13 protein-coding genes are annotated in these 15635 nt (G+C 64.9%); 6 read left to right on the forward strand and 7 right to left on the reverse strand.

Annotated features, from left to right (window positions below; genetic code table 11):
• Positions 1-30 precede the first annotated feature (30 nt).
• Both NJ1_RS26960 and NJ1_RS26965 read left to right on the forward strand, forming a co-directional pair.
• Positions 31-1806, forward strand: coding sequence for a homoserine O-acetyltransferase/O-succinyltransferase family protein (locus tag NJ1_RS26960; RefSeq protein WP_169813210.1), 1776 nt, complete (start codon positions 31-33; stop codon positions 1804-1806).
• 375 nt (positions 1807-2181) lie between these two features.
• Positions 2182-2895 carry an MBL fold metallo-hydrolase gene (locus NJ1_RS26965; RefSeq protein ID WP_067699315.1) on the forward strand — a complete coding sequence of 238 codons (714 nt, stop codon included), beginning with the start codon at positions 2182-2184 and terminating at the stop codon, positions 2893-2895.
• A gap of 193 nt (positions 2896-3088) precedes the next feature.
• Here the strand turns inward: NJ1_RS26965 and NJ1_RS26970 are convergent, their stop codons facing one another.
• Positions 3089-4189 carry a branched-chain amino acid aminotransferase gene (locus NJ1_RS26970; RefSeq protein ID WP_067699317.1) on the reverse strand — a complete coding sequence of 367 codons (1101 nt, stop codon included), beginning with the start codon at positions 4187-4189 and terminating at the stop codon, positions 3089-3091.
• A 183-nt stretch (positions 4190-4372) separates the two neighbouring features.
• Between NJ1_RS26970 and NJ1_RS26975 the strand changes: the two genes are divergently transcribed.
• Positions 4373-5143, forward strand: a complete 771-nt coding sequence (locus tag NJ1_RS26975) for a DUF8017 domain-containing protein (protein WP_067699319.1) — start codon at positions 4373-4375, stop codon at positions 5141-5143.
• Positions 5144-5315: 172 nt separating this feature from the next.
• Here the strand turns inward: NJ1_RS26975 and gcvT are convergent, their stop codons facing one another.
• The 3 genes from gcvT to NJ1_RS40885 all read right to left on the reverse strand — a co-directional run bounded on the left by gcvT (position 5316) and on the right by NJ1_RS40885 (position 7702).
• Positions 5316-6416 carry a glycine cleavage system aminomethyltransferase GcvT gene (gene gcvT / locus NJ1_RS26980; protein WP_067699321.1) on the reverse strand — a complete coding sequence of 367 codons (1101 nt, stop codon included), beginning with the start codon at positions 6414-6416 and terminating at the stop codon, positions 5316-5318.
• Between the two features lie 126 nt (positions 6417-6542).
• Complete coding sequence (locus tag NJ1_RS26985) at positions 6543-7577, reverse strand: exonuclease domain-containing protein (RefSeq protein ID WP_169813211.1); 1035 nt, start codon at positions 7575-7577, stop codon at positions 6543-6545.
• A gap of 2 nt (positions 7578-7579) precedes the next feature.
• Entirely contained in the window at positions 7580-7702 is a 123-nt protein-coding gene (locus NJ1_RS40885) for a hypothetical protein (protein WP_281202164.1), read from the reverse strand.
• 295 nt (positions 7703-7997) lie between these two features.
• On the opposite strand from NJ1_RS40885, the gene NJ1_RS26990 reads away from it, so the two are divergent.
• Complete coding sequence (locus tag NJ1_RS26990; RefSeq protein WP_084478891.1) at positions 7998-9917, forward strand: UvrD-helicase domain-containing protein; 1920 nt, start codon at positions 7998-8000, stop codon at positions 9915-9917.
• 240 nt (positions 9918-10157) lie between these two features.
• Positions 10158-10511 carry a nucleotide pyrophosphohydrolase gene (locus NJ1_RS26995; RefSeq protein WP_067699381.1) on the forward strand — a complete coding sequence of 118 codons (354 nt, stop codon included), beginning with the start codon at positions 10158-10160 and terminating at the stop codon, positions 10509-10511.
• Positions 10512-10539: 28 nt separating this feature from the next.
• Here the strand turns inward: NJ1_RS26995 and NJ1_RS27000 are convergent, their stop codons facing one another.
• Positions 10540-12429, reverse strand: a complete 1890-nt coding sequence (locus tag NJ1_RS27000; protein WP_067699327.1) for a DUF2075 domain-containing protein — start codon at positions 12427-12429, stop codon at positions 10540-10542.
• A gap of 393 nt (positions 12430-12822) precedes the next feature.
• On the opposite strand from NJ1_RS27000, the gene NJ1_RS27005 reads away from it, so the two are divergent.
• Entirely contained in the window at positions 12823-13476 is a 654-nt protein-coding gene (locus tag NJ1_RS27005) for a plasmid pRiA4b ORF-3 family protein (RefSeq protein WP_245717600.1), read from the forward strand.
• 596 nt (positions 13477-14072) lie between these two features.
• Here the strand turns inward: NJ1_RS27005 and NJ1_RS27010 are convergent.
• A complete protein-coding gene (locus tag NJ1_RS27010; protein WP_067699332.1) occupies positions 14073-15032 on the reverse strand; it encodes a hypothetical protein in 960 nt (319 codons plus the stop codon).
• 49 nt (positions 15033-15081) lie between these two features.
• Positions 15082-15579 carry an LmeA family phospholipid-binding protein gene (locus tag NJ1_RS27015; RefSeq protein WP_067699334.1) on the reverse strand — a complete coding sequence of 166 codons (498 nt, stop codon included), beginning with the start codon at positions 15577-15579 and terminating at the stop codon, positions 15082-15084.
• Between the last annotated feature and the right edge of the window lie 56 nt (positions 15580-15635).

Raw genomic sequence — 15635 nt, forward strand, 5'->3', positions numbered from 1 at the left:
GTGACAGCTCGTTTGTAGAAGGACCTGATGATGGTGGTGGTACGGGTCGGCATCGTGGATCTCATTTCGACCCGGCCGGACAGTATGACCAGACGGGTGTTCCTGGAGGCCGTCGAAGGCGCTGCTGCGCATCTGCGTACGGAGAACCCGGGGGCACATCCACGTGCCGAGAGCGCGGTCCCGCACCCGCTCCTCGAGGACACCACCGCACACATGCTCGCGGAAACCTCTGCCGCGCAATGGGTCACGGACAGTGTGGCCACATACCTGCACGCCGAAACCCCGGCCCTGGACATGGTCACCGAGACCACTGCCGCGCACATGGTCTCGGAGGGCACGGCCGCACACCTGCACCCCGAGAGCCTGGCCGTGCGAATGGTCACCGAGAGCTCGGTGTCACAGGCACTCGCGGGATCGGCGGAAATGCGCTCGGCGGCAGAGCCCTTCCCTCGCGCGCCCGAGATCCGAGTGGAGACAACGGTCTTCGGCATCGACCCGCTCGGCCCCGCCGACGCCGTCGACTGGCCGGCCCTGGCCGCGATGGACGCCCTCATCGTCAGCGGCAGCGAACCCACCGCCACCGACATCGCGGACGAACCGTGCCTGGCGATCATCGACCGCCTCCAGCGCGAGTGCGCGGCCACCACCTCGATCCTGTTCTCCTGCCATTCCGCCCACGCCGCCCTGCACCTGTGCCACGGCTTGAGCCGACACCGCCTGGCGCGGCGCGAGCACGGACTGTTCGCGCACCACTCGCCCGTCACCGGCCAGGAAATCCGGCAGCTCGACCTGACTCCCCCAGTCCTGACCTGGCTCGAAATCGGCACCCCGAACCTGATCCGGCTCGACGTGAGCAACCCGGAGCACTCTCGGTTCGACGTGAGCACCCTGAACCGCCCCCAGCTCGACCCGGGTGACCCAGACCTGTACTCGCACAACCAGAGTGACTCGGACGCACCTGTGCTGGACCTGAGCGGCCCGCACCTGCCCGACGACGTCCGCAACTTCGCGATCTCCACCCTCCCGGACGACGTGCGCAGGCTGACCGTCGTCCTTCCGGACCTCGATCGCCCCGACACCTCGCTCCCCGCGGCGGTCGAGAACCATGTCGCGTCGATGCTGATGTCGAGCGCCGAGGAGAGCACCACCTCACAGCTGCTGTCCGCCGCGGCCTCGTTGATCTCGGGCATCGGGGGCGGAGCGATGTCGCAGCTGCCTGGTGCCGACGAGGCTTCGTACCATGTCTCCGGTACCGACACCGGCCAGCACTTCAACGCCCCCTTCGGAGCCGCCGACGCCTCGCCGCTGATCTCGGATATGCCTGAATCGGTACTGGCTCCCCATTCCCGTTGGAACGCAATGGCTTCGGCGGACCTGCGGACCGCGGGCGTACCTATCCTGCTCGACTCCGACGAGGCAGGCTGGCACCTGGCCACCTCCCCCGACGGCCTGCGCGAGATCTACGTCCAAGGCCACCCCGAATACCTGTGCGACACCATGGCCCGCGAGTACCGCCGCGACCTGCGCCGCTGGATCGCCGACCCCACACGCCCCTTCCCGAGCATTCCCAGCGGATATTTCCCCGAGGAGATCCACCAACTCCTGCTGGCCCACGCCGAACTGGTTCGTACCCACCGCGATCCGGCCCTGCTGGACGATCTGATCATCCCGGAGGACTACTCGAAGACGGCTGACGACTGGTCCGCACACTCGCGGCTCTTGTTCGCCAATTGGCTTCGCGCAGTGGCCGATCGCCGCATTACGCAGACACGCACCGCCCAGCGGCCGTCTCTGATAGGCGCGTAGCAGCCGCGCATCAGCGAAGGCGCAGGTCCTCCCCTGTGCCTTCTCGCGACCATGATGGCGTGGTAGGCCTCTCCGGGTGCGCGCTGCTGCCGCCGAGAGCGACGGCGCTCTGAGGTTCGGCGTCGATCGCACCCTCGATGGGCTTCTGCGCCGCAGCTGGATCACCGCTCGACCCCTGCGGTGAACGGCTCACCTCGAATCAATTCCCCTATGCCGGTTCCAACTGTCGGGGCCCGGAGACGCCATCCCCGGTGGTGCGGAGCGCTCGGTGGCGGGCCGGATCCTGCGGCACCGTATTGCCGTCGAATGACGAGTGCGCAACAGGTGCTCGATCCCGGTGCGATTGCATCGTGGGCAAGCAATAGGGTGTGGGGCATGGGTTCCGACCGTTTGTATTTTCGTCAGCTGCTCGCCGGCCGGGATTGGGCCGTGGGCGATCCGATCGCTACGCAGATGCGAAATTTCGCGTATCTCATCGGTGATCGCGATACCGGCGAATGCGTGGTGGTGGATCCCGCCTACGCGGCAAGTGATCTGGTGGACATCGCCGAAGCCGACGGCATGCGCCTGAGCGGCGTGCTCGCCACGCACCACCACCCCGATCATGTCGGCGGCACCATGATGGGTTTCACCCTGCGCGGTGTGAAGGAGTTGCTGGAGAAGGTCGACGTCGCGGTGCACGTGAACTCCGAGGAGTTGCCGTGGGTAGCGAACGTCACCGGCATCGCCCCCAGTGAGCTGACCGGGCATTCGCACGGCGACAAGGTCGCGGTCGGCGGCTTCGAGATAGAACTGCTGCACACCCCCGGCCACACCCCCGGCAGCCAATGCTTCCTGTTCGAGGATCGCCTGATCGCGGGCGACACCCTCTTCGTCGACGGCTGCGGCCGCACCGATTTCCCCGGCGGCGACTCCGAAGCCATGTTCCGCAGCCTCCGCTATCTCTCCGAGCTGCCGAGCAACCCGGTCGTCTACCCGGGCCACTGGTACTCCGAGGAGCCCAGCGCCACCCTCTCGCACATCCGCGAGAAGAACTACGTCATGCGCCCGAAGTCCCTCGAAGAGTGGCAGATGTTCATGCCCAGCTGATTTCGGCACCGTCAGGATGGCGCCTGCTCCAGATCACTTCGGAGCTGGCGCTTTTCGAAGATCTGCGCAGCTGCCCGACCGACGAGCGCCCCGGACACGGCTGACCGCAGCGTGATCGAAGGCGTGAACCCTCCGAACAAGACACAGCGCCCGATCCGGATCGACTCGGGTCGGGCGCTTGTCGACATTCGACTCAGGCGAGCGTGCGCATCCAGCCGTGGTTGTCGGCGAAGGTGCCGCGCTGGATTCCGGTCAGCGTGTCGCGCAGCGCCATGGTGACCTCACCCGGTTCGCCGTCGCCGATGGTGAATTCGCCACCGGCCGAGCGCACCGACCCGACCGGAATCACGACCGCGGCGGTGCCGCACCCGAACACCTCGGTGATCTCCCCGGACTCGACGCCCTTGCGCCACTCCTCGACCGAGATCTTGCGCTCCTCGACCTTGTAGCCGGAGTCGGCCGCGAGCGTGATCAGCGAATCGCGGGTGATGCCCGGCAGCAGCGACCCGGACAGCTCCGGCGTCACCAGCCGCGCCTCGGACCCGCTGCCGAACACGAAGAACAGGTTGTTGGTGCCCATCTCCTCGACGTACTTGTGCTCGCACGCGTCCAGCCACACCACCTGGTCACAGCCCTTCTCGGTGGCCTGCTGCTGAGCCAGCAGCGACGCGGCGTAATTGCCCGCGACCTTGGCCTCACCGGTGCCACCGGGAGCCGCGCGCACGTATTCGGTGGACAGCCACACCTTCACCGGCTTGAGTCCACCCTTGAAGTACGCCCCCGCCGGGGAGGCCAGCAGCAGGTACTTGTACGCGCTGGCCGGCTTCACGCCCAGCCCGACCTCGGTGGAGAACAGGAACGGCCGCAGATACAGCGACTCCTCACCACCGGCCGGCGGCACCCAGTCCGAGTCCACCTCGAGCAGCTGGCGAATCGACTCGATGAACAGCTCTTCCGGCAGCTCGGCCATGGCCATGCGCGCCGCCGACCGCCGGAACCGCGCGGCATTGGCGTCGACCCGGAAGGTCGCGATGCTGCCATCGGCCTGCCGGTACGCCTTCAACCCCTCGAAGATGGCCTGACCGTAGTGGAACACCATGGTCGCCGGATCCATCGGCAGCGGCCCGTACGGCTGCACCGACCCGTTGATCCACTCCCCGTCGATGTAGTCCACCGACACCATGTGATCGGTGAAGAACCGCCCGAACCCGGGCTCCGCGAGGATCTCCTGTCGCCGCGGCGCCACCACGGGCGCGGGATGCGTGACACGGGTGAACTGCGCGGCGACTGTCATGACCTGGAGTCTAATTCGCCGATCACGACACGACGGTGCCACCCCATGCCCGAAGTGTCGCATCTACGGCACGGTGTCCCGAGTCGGTCCGCCGATAGGGTGAACGCCGTGCGACCGCAGCCCGAAACGCCACGTGTCCCAAGACGATCCGCCCGACCGGTCGCCGCATTGCCCGTCGCCGGGGTGGTCGCGATACTGGTTGCCGGACTCACCATCCTCGCCGTCCGGCAGGGCGACGACCGTGGCATCCTCGGCGGCCGTGTGATCGAGGGAACGGCCCTCCCCGCGGACAACCGCGGCGTCCGGACCAGCGCTTCTCCGACCACCGCACCGCCGAAGCCGACCTCCGAGCCGTCGCTCATCGCGGCGCTGACGCCCGGCTGGCAAGCGGGCGTGCTCGCCCGCCGCAATGCGGGCTATGACGTACCGCCGGACTGGACCGTGCGCACGCAGACCACCGTGATCGGGTTCGAAGGCGGTGGAAAGCGGGTCCTGATGGGTGGCACCGCAACCATGGGCGACCGAGTGTGCGGTGACTACCACTGGCGAGCCGTTGCCGGACTGACCGGATCGAAACTGGGCGACGCCGCGGCGGCGGCACACGAGATCGCCGACACCTGGTCGAGAACCGCGGATCTGGAGAACGAGCAGACCTATTCGGCGATCACGCTCAGCGCCCCCGAACAGCTCACCGTGCAGGGGCGGACCGGCGCACTCGTCACGGCGTCCTTCGCCAATGCGGGACCGTACGACTGTCAGCATCCGCCGACCTCGGTACTGCACGCGCTCGCGATGCCCGCCGATAACGGGCAGTCGGTGGTGATGGTGATCTACGCCGATCAGGGCGTGGCCGATGCCCCGACCGCCGAGACGATGCGTCAGATGCTGACCACGCTTCGCCCGGCGGGCATGCCGGGCTGCAACGTGAACGACCTCGTCGGCAACTGGTGCTGAGCCGCCGAGGCCGCCGCTTCGGCCCCCGAGGCGCGGGCTGCTCCGGTCGCCTGCGCCCGCGCTCCGAATGGAGCCCGGTCGTATGATCCCTCGAGTCGGCGGTACGGGGAGTCCGTCGAAGCAGCTCAGGGGTCGCCCCCGCAGCCGCACCTCCGAAGTCTCCCGAACTTGCTCAGGCAGTGCGAGTTTCGACGAACGGCGGCTTCACGACCTCGCACCGCAGCCGACGCCCGCGCACGTCCACCTCGACCTCGTCGCCGGGATTGATACCCGCATCGGTGTCCAGCAGCGCGAGCGCGATCCCGATCTTGAGCGACGGCGAGAAGGTACCCGAGGTGGTCTCACCGACCGGCTCGCCGTCCCGGAGCACCGACTGCCCCTGACGCAGCACACCGCGATCGAGTGCCTTGAGCCCCAAGAGAAGTCGCCGCGGCCCGGCCGCCTTCTCCTGCTCCAGCGCGGCCTTGCCCCAGAACTCCGGCTTCTTCCACCCCACAGCCCAGCCGGTCCGCGCCTGCAACGGCGAAATGTCCAGGGACAGTTCATGTCCGTGCAGCGGGTAGCCCATCTCGGTGCGCAGAGTGTCGCGCGCCCCCAGCCCGGCAGCCTGGCCACCGGCAGCCTCGACCTCGGCCACCAGCGCCCGGAACACCGCCTCGGCGTCGTCCCACTTCGGCAGCAACTCGTAGCCGTGCTCACCGGTGTAGCCGGTCCGGCACACCCGCACCGGGCGGCCATCCCACTCGGCGTCCTCGTACGCCATGTACTCCATATCGGTGGGCAGGCCGAGCTTGGTCAGCACCTCCGCCGACTTCGGCCCCTGCACCGCGAACACCGCGTACCCACGATGCTCATCGGTGACGGTGACGCCTTCGGGGGCAACCTTCCGCAGCTCGGCGACCACCGTGGCGGTGTTCGCGGCATTGGGAACCAGGAAGATCTCGTCATCACTCACGTAGTACGCGATGAGATCATCGATCACCCCACCCTTGGGCGTGCAGCACAGCGTGTACTGCGCCTTCCCCGGCCGAATCCGGCCCAGATCATTGGTCAGCGCCGAGTTCACGAAGGCCGCGGCCCCGGATCCCTTCACCGTGGCCTTTCCCAGGTGACTGACGTCGAACAGTCCGACAGTGGTCCGCACAGCGGTGTGCTCACCCACCGTCCCCGCATACGACACGGGCATCTCCCACCCGCCGAATGGAGCGAAGGTAGCGCCCAGCTCGACATGGACGGCGTGAATGGGGCCTTGCAGCAGGTTCTGTTCGGTCACCCTTGAGAGCTTATCGGCCCGCTTCGCGGCCGCCGATGCGGGCGATTCGCTGGGGCAGAGCGCGCCGTCGCTCACCTCGCCCGGACGCACTGCCTGGATAAGCGGCTCCACGGTGCGACCGCGCACTCAGCCTGTAGGCCCGTACCGGTCCAGGTCCACCGAGTCGGGTTGTCGCGCCGGGTACGCGTGCGTGAAGACCCACGCGTCGGATGCGCCACCGGCGTCCCTCTCGAGCAGAACCAACAGCCGTTGCTCGTCGATGACATCGATGTGCTGGCCTCGGTTGCGGAGTTGATGGACTCGGCGAGCTTTGGTCGTGGTGAACGCGGCGGGATCGTCGCCGACGAAGCTATCTCCGATGACGAGCGCGGTGGTGCGACGGGTGACGTTCCTCGCGGGTGTCGCACCGCAGGCGGCGATGGCGTCCCACGCCTGCTGGCGAGTGAGCGACGCCAGATTTCCTGTGAAGACGATGGTGTGACCGTAGAGCGCGTGCGCGGGGTCCGTGCCCGACACCTCCGGCATAACCAGTTCTTCACGAGGGAAGGAGTAGTTGCGGACGGGCCGGTCCGCGCGCGGCGAGCGCGGTGTTTCACGACGGCGCGGCGGGCGGAGGTATCCGGTTCGTTCGAGTTCGCCCAGCGACCTAGCACCGGTCTGCGCAGCCAGGGCAAGGACGATCTCGGCGGAGGCGGCGGCATCAGCCGCGGCATCGTGGTGAGTCAGCAGCTCGATCCCGAGTGCGTCGGCGACACTCGGAAGCCGATAACTCTCGAGGTCGAGATGCCGACGGGACATCGCCAGACTGCAGCTGAAATCCCAATCGGGAGCGATGATTCCACTCTGGGTACAGGCCTCACGAATCGCGCTGCTGTCGAAACCCGCGTTGTGGGCAACCAGCGGAAGCCCGTCGACAGCCTGGACGATCTCGTTCCAGTGCGCCCCGAACGGCGGCCGGTCTTCCACCATCGCCGCCGTGATCCCATGCACCCGAATGTTGTGCGGACTGAAGAAGTTCAGCGCGGCAGGCGGACGACACAGCCAGGAATGCGTGGCAAGACGTCGCCCCTCCCGCACGACCGTGACGCCGACAGCACAGATGCTGCCGCGCGAAGAGTTCGCGGTCTCGACGTCGATGGCGGCGAACGAAAGTCCCGCCACCGTCACCGCACCTTCAGCGGCAGAGGGCGGGGGCTGTGCTCGAGCAGGAAGTGTCGTGCGAGGTGGTCATCCTCCTCCTCGAGGATCACGGGAGGAAACAGCTCGGCGGAAACTGCGGCAGTCATGACGCTCCGTTGTCGTGCGGCCTTGATACACCGACGACAACCGTAAGCCATACCTCCGACAGAAGAAACATCGCCTGTCCGAAATGCCCAGGGCACCAATATGTTCCGACCGAACAGTCTCACCTGTGACGGCATTGTCGAACCAGCACGGATCTACGGCTTCGAGATGGCGTGGTGTGCCATCCCGTGCCAGTCTCACCTCATCGACAATCCTTCTGCGACAACATCACTCATAATCGAGTTGCGGATCAGGGGGTTCGCGGAGATCGAGACTCGGGGGCGTTCGATGCCAGACATGCGGTTCGAGAAGCGTAGACAGTGGGTCGAGGAACAGCTGGCGGCGTTCGATTCCCTATCGCCCGCTCATCGACTATTTCTCTCCGTACCGCTCATGCGTGCGGGTTGGCACGTACTGATCGACCGTAGCCGCGCTTACCCTCCGGCGGGCCACGCCGGCGCCTTCGCTGTGGGCCCGACCGGCGTCTTCGCGTTCGTCTTCGCAGATCCCACCCTCGATCCAAACGATCTGACACCGATCAGGGTTCGTGCCGAAGAGGCCTTCGCAAACGTGACACCCGGCCGGAACCAGTTCGTACCGCACATGATCGAACTGCTGGTGCTCGTCGAACGAGGCGAACGACCTGCCTCGGACGGTCGGCACACCACGCTCGATCTCACAACGCTGCCACCCCACTTATTCGGCAGCACAGCGCAACTGACGCGTCAGCGAGCTCGCGACCTGGCGTTCGGTGCCGCCACCCGATCCGACAGGTACGAGCTGATCTCAGCCGACGACGCGCCCAGCGCGGAGAACATCGTCCCCGACGGCCTCTTCGCATCTGCCGACCTACACGACGACGCGCGAGCCCGAATACTGCAACGTCCGTTCAAGGACTGGATGACCTTCCTGGACCCGCAGCAGCTGGAACTGGTTACCCGAAAATTCAACGGGCCCGCCCGACTCAGTGGCCCCGCCGGCACCGGAAAGTCGGTTGTAGCCGTACATCGGATGGCGCATTTCGCGAAGCACAACCCCGGCCGCATGCTATTCACCAGCTTCGTACGAACCCTGCCGACCTATCACCAGTCGGGCTTCCTGCAGCTGGCCCCGCACGCCGCGGACAGAGCTCAGTTCGTCGGATTGCACTCCTGGGCGCGGACCTTTCTGCACGAGCGCGGTATCGACGTCGAAGATGCCGAAGGAAAGATCGAGACCGCTTTCAGCGATGTCTGGCGCCGAGAGGCCCGCGAGCATCTCGATCCGATCCACCACAGCCCCACCTATTGGAAAGATGAAATCCACCGAATCATCAAGGGGCTCGGGCTGACCGAACTCGACGAGTACAAGCGGGTCGAGCGCAAGAACCGTCACGGCGTGATCTTGGATGGCCGACACCGGAAACTCGTCTGGCAGACGCTGTTCGAGCCCTACCAAGCGCTCTTGAAGGAACGCGGCCTCGCGGATTTCAACGACCTCATCACCACTGCCACCGAAGAACTGCGCGCAGCCCCGCTGGATGACCCCTACGGCTTGGTGGTGGTAGACGAAGTCCAGGACTTCACCTTCGTCGAACTTCGCCTCACCCATCAAATCGCGGGCGGAACCCCCGCGTCCCCGCTCCTGCTCGTCGGCGACGGCCAACAGCAGGTCTATCCCGGCGGCTGGCGAATGAGCGACGCGGGCATCCCCATCGTCGGCCGCGGCGCCATCCTCCGGGTCAACTACCGCAACCGCGAAGCGATCCTCGACTTCGCCCAACAGGTCAACGCGCTCAACACCGTCGATGACCTCGACGGCGCGCCCGGCTTCTCCCTCCGAGACAGCGAGGCAGTCCTCCCCGAGGGCTCGGCCACGATGGAAACGCTGCCCGCCAACGCCGTCGACGCACGCCTGCTCGAACAAATCCGCGACTGCGGCTTCGCCCCCGGCGACATCGCGGTGATCACGACAACCGGCAACGACGCCGAACACCACCTGAAGGTACTGCCCCGCAAGGGTTTCAAGACCCTCTCCCTGGAGCACTACGATGGCACCGACGACACCCGAGTCAAGGTCGGAACAGTCCACCGCGCCAAGGGCATGGATTTCGCAGCGGTCATGCACATCGTCCGAGAATCAGCGCTTCCCGACGACCGGGAGCTGGCCGCTCGCCAGATCATGGTAGCGAGGAGTCGGGCACGGGATTTCGTGTGGGAGTGCAGGATCCAGGGGTGAGAGCGTGATTTCGGCGAGAAGACGGCATTGGCGCTCAATCTTTCGCTCGGCGAGGGCTCCGGGATCCGTAGTGATTCGAGAACGCTTTAGCGCGACTCAACCGAATCACGCGTAGTTGGCACAAATGAGTGAACGGAGTCAAGCTGGACGGCCAGTCAGGCCATATGAAGGAGCCTGTCACTTGATCGTGTGGCAGTCCCTTGGACAACCGGCGGGCGTCCAACCTGGTAGACAATGCACATGACCATCGACGAGCTGCAGGACTTGGTGACGGAGTTCTCCCAGCAGCGGGATTGGGAACGCTTCCATACTCCGAAGAACCTTGTGATGGCGCTGACAGGTGAGGTCGGGGAGCTGGCCGAACTGTTTCAATGGCTCACTCCTGAACAGAGCCAGGAGCTTTGCGACAACGAGCAGGGCCGAGTCAAGGTCGAGCATGAAATCGCTGACGTATTGATGTACCTCCTGCGACTCGCGACCGTGTTGGACATCGACCTCGCCACCGCGGTCAAATCGAAGCTGCAGGTGAACGAGCAGCGGTATCCGGTCGAGCTGGCGCGGGGACGGGCGGAGAAGTACTCCGAGCTCGGGTAGCCGCACAACCACCCGAGCTGTCCGGGCGCTATCTCACCATCTTCTCCAGGAATGCTTGGGTTTCCGGGTCGGTCGAATACACGCAGGTCCCTTCCATCCCACGTGTCAACAGGACCTTGTATGTGTTGCGGATGAGAGCGCCGAAGTGTGCCTCCTCCGCTTTCTTGACCGCCGGGTCGAGGGAGTACTCCCTGCGGGCCACCCATCTGTCGCCACGCCGCACCAGGTCAGGTCCGAAAACAACTCCTGACCAGTCATATTCGAATCCCTGAGCGGTGTAGATACAACCGACCTGCCCGAAGCCTCGATCATCCGATGCCCAGTAATAGGACTCGGGTGCTTCGGGTACTCGTTTGCCAGGTTTTGCGTTCCAGGGGCGCTTCCAGTCTCCGATCACCACATCGTCGACAAGATGCTTCCCATCGGTCGTCTCTGCTGGATCACTCCACTTCCAGCAGTAGCCGGCTGCCAATCGCGCTGTGCCACCGTGCTGTTCACGCTCGTTCAGCAACCAGCCTTCCATCGCTGCCGGAGTCGCGGCGGTGGCGACGCGGAAGTCGTCATCGGTGCCGGCGCTCAACCTGTTCCAGCTGATCGGCGGCAGCGGGTCCAAACCAAGGAGACGGCGAACCCACTCGTCGAAGGCGTCCGAGCCACCACAGCGGAATTGACCGTCCAAATGGACTACCTCGACCTTGCATTCAGCAGCCCTGGCAGCAGCGGTGATTTCATCAAGCGAGCCCATCTCGCCTGGGCGCACGATTTGATTCTCGTCGAGCAGGAAGACCGGTACCCATGCGACGTCGATCAGCTCGTCGATCTGGCGACGGGCCAGCGCGCGCTTTTCCTTCCCGGTCCAACGATTCACGCTGTTCTCGCGAACACGATGAGCTTCGTCGCAAATCAGTACGTCGAGTTCGCGCGGTTCTGCCCCGACGTAGTTGTTGAAGTACTTGAACATAGTTTGGACGCGGCTGTTACGGCTGCCCGCAACCTTACGCATCGTGTTGGTAAAGGCGCTGGAACCGGTGGCATGGTGAACTTTTCGACCCTGGCGGGACAGTTCACCGAGCAGGCTCAGCGCGATCACGCTCTTACCGGAACCCGGTCCGCCGATGACCACGACGACAGTCTGCGTCCGCTGGGCACGCGCGGTCACGACCGCTTGCTCCACCAGTTGGTACGCGACACGCTGCTCGTCCAGCAGGACGAACTGCTCGCGATCCTGAATTTCCTTGGCAGCCAGGCTCAACAGCGGCTTACTCGGTCCGTGCGTGAACCGGAGAAACCTGTCGGCGGACTCCCGAGCCGGATCACGACCCGCCTCGACATCCAGCACCGCGCGCAGGTGCTCGACCATCTCGGACTTGGCGTCCTCGGTGAACATACGCCCGAACCGATCGGGTCGATATTTCATGAGCGTAGGAATCTCGGTGGAGGTCGCATTGTGCAGATATGCGATACCGTGCACGGCCTGCGGAAGATCTGCCAACGCGGGGGTCGAATCCACGAGATATTGGCAGTAGCCGCGTACTTGCGCGACCGGATGCAACACCGGATTCGAATAGGCGGCGATCAAAACCACATCGGCGGCGAGAAGTTCCGCCTTCGACCACTGTTTCAGTTCGACCAGCACATAGCTGACCTCGCCCGTCCGCGGATGCAAGCCACACAGGATGACGTCCACACGTTTCGGGCTGTGCGGCAGTTTGTGCTCGAGCAACACTTCGACGTCGCCGAGGCCCGAGTCGACCAGCTCGGCCAATAGCGGCGGCAAACTACGCATCCAGGACCGTACTTCGCCGGCGCCTGCCTGATGTTCCCACTGATGCCGAGCCTGCTCGCTCAACAGCTGATGCAGCCGTCCGGCCTGCGCTTCTGTCAGCAGATAGCGAGCACTTCCACGAATCAGAGCCACGTTGCCTTCCCCACCTGGGCGCGCGAAATCGACGTGCGGGTGGAGGCAGCGACGAAGTACCCTTCGGTGCCCGGCGGGCCGCGCAGATCAGATTAGCGAAAGGTACAGACAACGTGGGCAGCAACCACGATCCATCCGCCGTTTGCGCCACTCGGTGAGTGCACTGCGAATCAAGCTGCACACCAATCACATTCGGCGAAGCCCGATAGCTACCCGGCGATCTCCTCCAGTGACACCAGCATCTCCATGTCATTCGAGTAGACGCATGCGCCCATGCCGATCAGTTATACGTCCACGGACGATCGACACGAGAGTTCTTCGACGAGTCGAGCATTGCTTTCGCTGACGACCCCGCTTGTCATACCCCTCCGTTAGTCTCGTCGCGTGGCCGAGATGCAGCCGCCCTCCCCCTCACGGCGTGGACCGCGCCGCAAGAAGGCGGTCACCCTGCGCATTCGGGCGACTGTCGTCGGCACCGAGCCGCCCCTGTTCCGGTGGATGGACGTCTCCTCTGAGCTGTCCCTCGACGACCTGCACGAGGTCCTCGGCTGGTGCTTCGGCTGGGTGGACCGCGCCTCCCACGAATTCCGTTGCGGCACAGCGTTCGACGATCCCGCCGTCGAGCGCTACGTCAGCCCCGCGGCAGCGGCCGACGGTGACCCCGCACGCCTCGAAACACAGGTCCTCCTGAACGAAATCTTCACCAACGTAGGGGACACCCTCTTCTACCTCTACGACTTCTCGGACCTCTGGGTGCATCATCTGGTACTCGAAGAGATGAAACCCCGCACCGTCAAGACGCCACGAGCCCGTTGCGCAGGCGGTGCGCGCGATTGCCCCGCAGACGTCGGCGGGGGCATATCCAGATACGAATACTGGTCCCGCAGAACCGACCTGTTCGACGATGACGAGTTCGCGGCCTTCGAGTTCGTCACCCCCGAAGACATCATCACGCGTTCCGCCGAATCACATCCCGGCCCGTTCGTCATCGAAGAGATCAACTGGGCCTTGGCCCGGCAATTCGGCTACGGCCGCGCCGCGAACTAGGCGAGCCGTCGACCGGCTAATTCCCGGCCGGCTCCCTGCGCTCCGCTCGACCGCTTTCAGTTCAACGAACGACTCGGTCCACAACCGCATACAGCAGCGACCTGTCAGTTGTTTTCACACCCGAGTCCGTTGCCATCCCTGTCGAGGTCGTACACGTCGGGACCGATCACTCGAACCGGCCCAGTGAAGACTGGTCCGTTGCCACCACCGCCCGCACAGTCCACATCACCGGTGATCGGCACGCACGGGTCGTAGGACGGGTGGCACTTGTTGCCGGACGGCGGCGGCGGTGGCGCACAGAATTGGCTTGATCCGCTGTTGCACAGCAGGTCGGTGAGCGGATCAGCAGCGGCTTGGGATGGCCAGGTGATTGCGATGACCACTGCCGCACAGGCGGCTGATCCGAGGAATGGAACTGTTCTCATGACTGCTTCCGATCAATCGAAACTGCCTAGATCATTCTCCAGCTATCCGGCCGCTACGGCGAGAACAGAGACCAAATCGTTGGCAGGCAGAAGCAGTGCTCCCAGCGTTCCGCGGTTCCTTGCCGCGGGCGGTTCGGGGAGCGACAACGCGAGGACCATGTGACGGCATCGCTATCCGTCACAGATCCGCCAGAGGGTTGTCGTTCGTTGGCCGTGCTCCCAGAGGACGGCCGCGAACAGGTCGTCGGACAAGGGCGCGATGCTTTCCACGAATCCGTCCGCCCCGGCCCACGCCTCGAGGTCTTTCATGTCGATGATTGTCGCGTCGGTCAGGCTGCCTGTGGCAAGCACGGGGGCCTGCTCGGTGCCGAGGAGTAGTACGCGATCGTCGTTGAGATAACCGCCGTGGATGTCGAATCCTATTGCTAGGCCTAGTGACTCGGCGTCGAGGCTTGCGAGGATGTCCAGGTTTGGCCAGCTCGCCACCACCGCGCGGGACGGGTCGGTGGGGTAGGGACCGAGGAGCAATCGCTTACCGGTCGGGTCGAAGGCGAGGTTGACGAATTCCTCGGTGCGGAAGATTTCGCGGAGCACAAGCTCGTCGTCGGCAGCTTGAATCACCGCGAGTGTGTTGCCGTCCTGGCCCATCGCGAAGTCGCAGACGACGGTGGGATCGGTGGGGTGGCGGAGAAGGTGGGGTGTGGCGTCGTCGACTTCGACGAGAGTTTCGGCGAGGATTTCGCCCGCGAGGTTCAGGAGCAGCACTCGGTGCGATTCGGAGAACTGGCGTCCGGGTCGCCAGGCACTCGGCGCGGTGATGAGCAAACGGTCCGGAGCGATGAATGCGGCGCTGTCGGCTGGCACGGGTACTTGAATCGGTTCTGCCTTCGATGTGGTTTCGATCCACAGGCAGTCCGAGAATGCGGCAGCAACCACGTCCAGCTGCTCAGTGACATCAAGTAGTCGTGCTTCATCGGGCAGCGAGGTTTGCCGGCGCTCGATCGGCGAGAGCGTCTTGTCCCAGAGCGTCAGCACCCGAGCGGTGAGCGTTGCCGCGGGCGTCGAGTGTGTGACCGGCAGCCTGCCGTCGAGCTCTTCGATGATCTGAACCAGCTCAGCACGCTTCGTCACCAGGCGACCGTACCGGGCTCTGGAATCGCCATCTTCGGAGGCCGCAGGCCTATTTGCCCTTGAGGGAGTCGATGTCGACGAGAACGTTTGTGCCGGAGCCGGTTACGACTACGGTGGTGCCCTCCATGCGGATGCTGGTGGGGACTACGCCGAAGGGGAGGAGGCCCGCCACGTCGAGAAGGACCAGGGGGCGGAGGGCGTTGAAGCGGGCTGTGGCTTCGAGGCGGTCAACCGGGACCTTGTGGAGCTGGCGTTCGGCGAGGTCGCTGAGGGGGAGTTCGAGGCCGTGGAAGGTGGCTTCGACGTCGATGAAGCCGAACTTCTCGGTGCCTACGTGGTTGGCCTTGACCACTACCTCGTCGTATTTGCCTGTGGCGGCTTGGAATAGGACGGGGAAGCCTTTGATGTCCACCGAAGGGTCGGAGCCGAGGTTGGCGGTGTTGCGCATGGATTCGGCGGCGGCCTTCTCGGCGTAGGCCGCGGCGCCGAAATCGGCTGCTACGGCTAGGCCGGCGATGATGACGAGGACCACGAGGAGGATGCGCACTCTGACATCATGTCAAGAGTTCAGGCGAAACGCCTGTGGCACTGGGGAAATGGTTC

The sequence above is a fragment of the Nocardia jejuensis NBRC 103114 genome (genome assembly GCF_001613145.1).
Lineage (GTDB): Bacteria > Actinomycetota > Actinomycetes > Mycobacteriales > Mycobacteriaceae > Nocardia > Nocardia jejuensis.

Excerpts from the sequence above, each read along its gene's own strand:
- NJ1_RS26960 (WP_169813210.1), top strand. The coding sequence starts at position 31 with ATGGTGGTGGTACGGGTCGGCATCGTGGATCTCATTTCGACCCGGCCG.
- NJ1_RS26965 (WP_067699315.1), top strand. The coding sequence starts at position 2,182 with ATGGGTTCCGACCGTTTGTATTTTCGTCAGCTGCTCGCCGGCCGGGAT.
- NJ1_RS26970 (WP_067699317.1), bottom strand. The coding sequence starts at position 4,189 with ATGACAGTCGCCGCGCAGTTCACCCGTGTCACGCATCCCGCGCCCGTG.
- NJ1_RS40885 (WP_281202164.1), bottom strand. The coding sequence starts at position 7,702 with ATGACTGCCGCAGTTTCCGCCGAGCTGTTTCCTCCCGTGATCCTCGAG.
- NJ1_RS26990 (WP_084478891.1), top strand. The coding sequence starts at position 7,998 with ATGCGGTTCGAGAAGCGTAGACAGTGGGTCGAGGAACAGCTGGCGGCG.
- NJ1_RS26995 (WP_067699381.1), top strand. The coding sequence starts at position 10,158 with ATGACCATCGACGAGCTGCAGGACTTGGTGACGGAGTTCTCCCAGCAG.
- NJ1_RS27005 (WP_245717600.1), top strand. The coding sequence starts at position 12,823 with ATGCAGCCGCCCTCCCCCTCACGGCGTGGACCGCGCCGCAAGAAGGCG.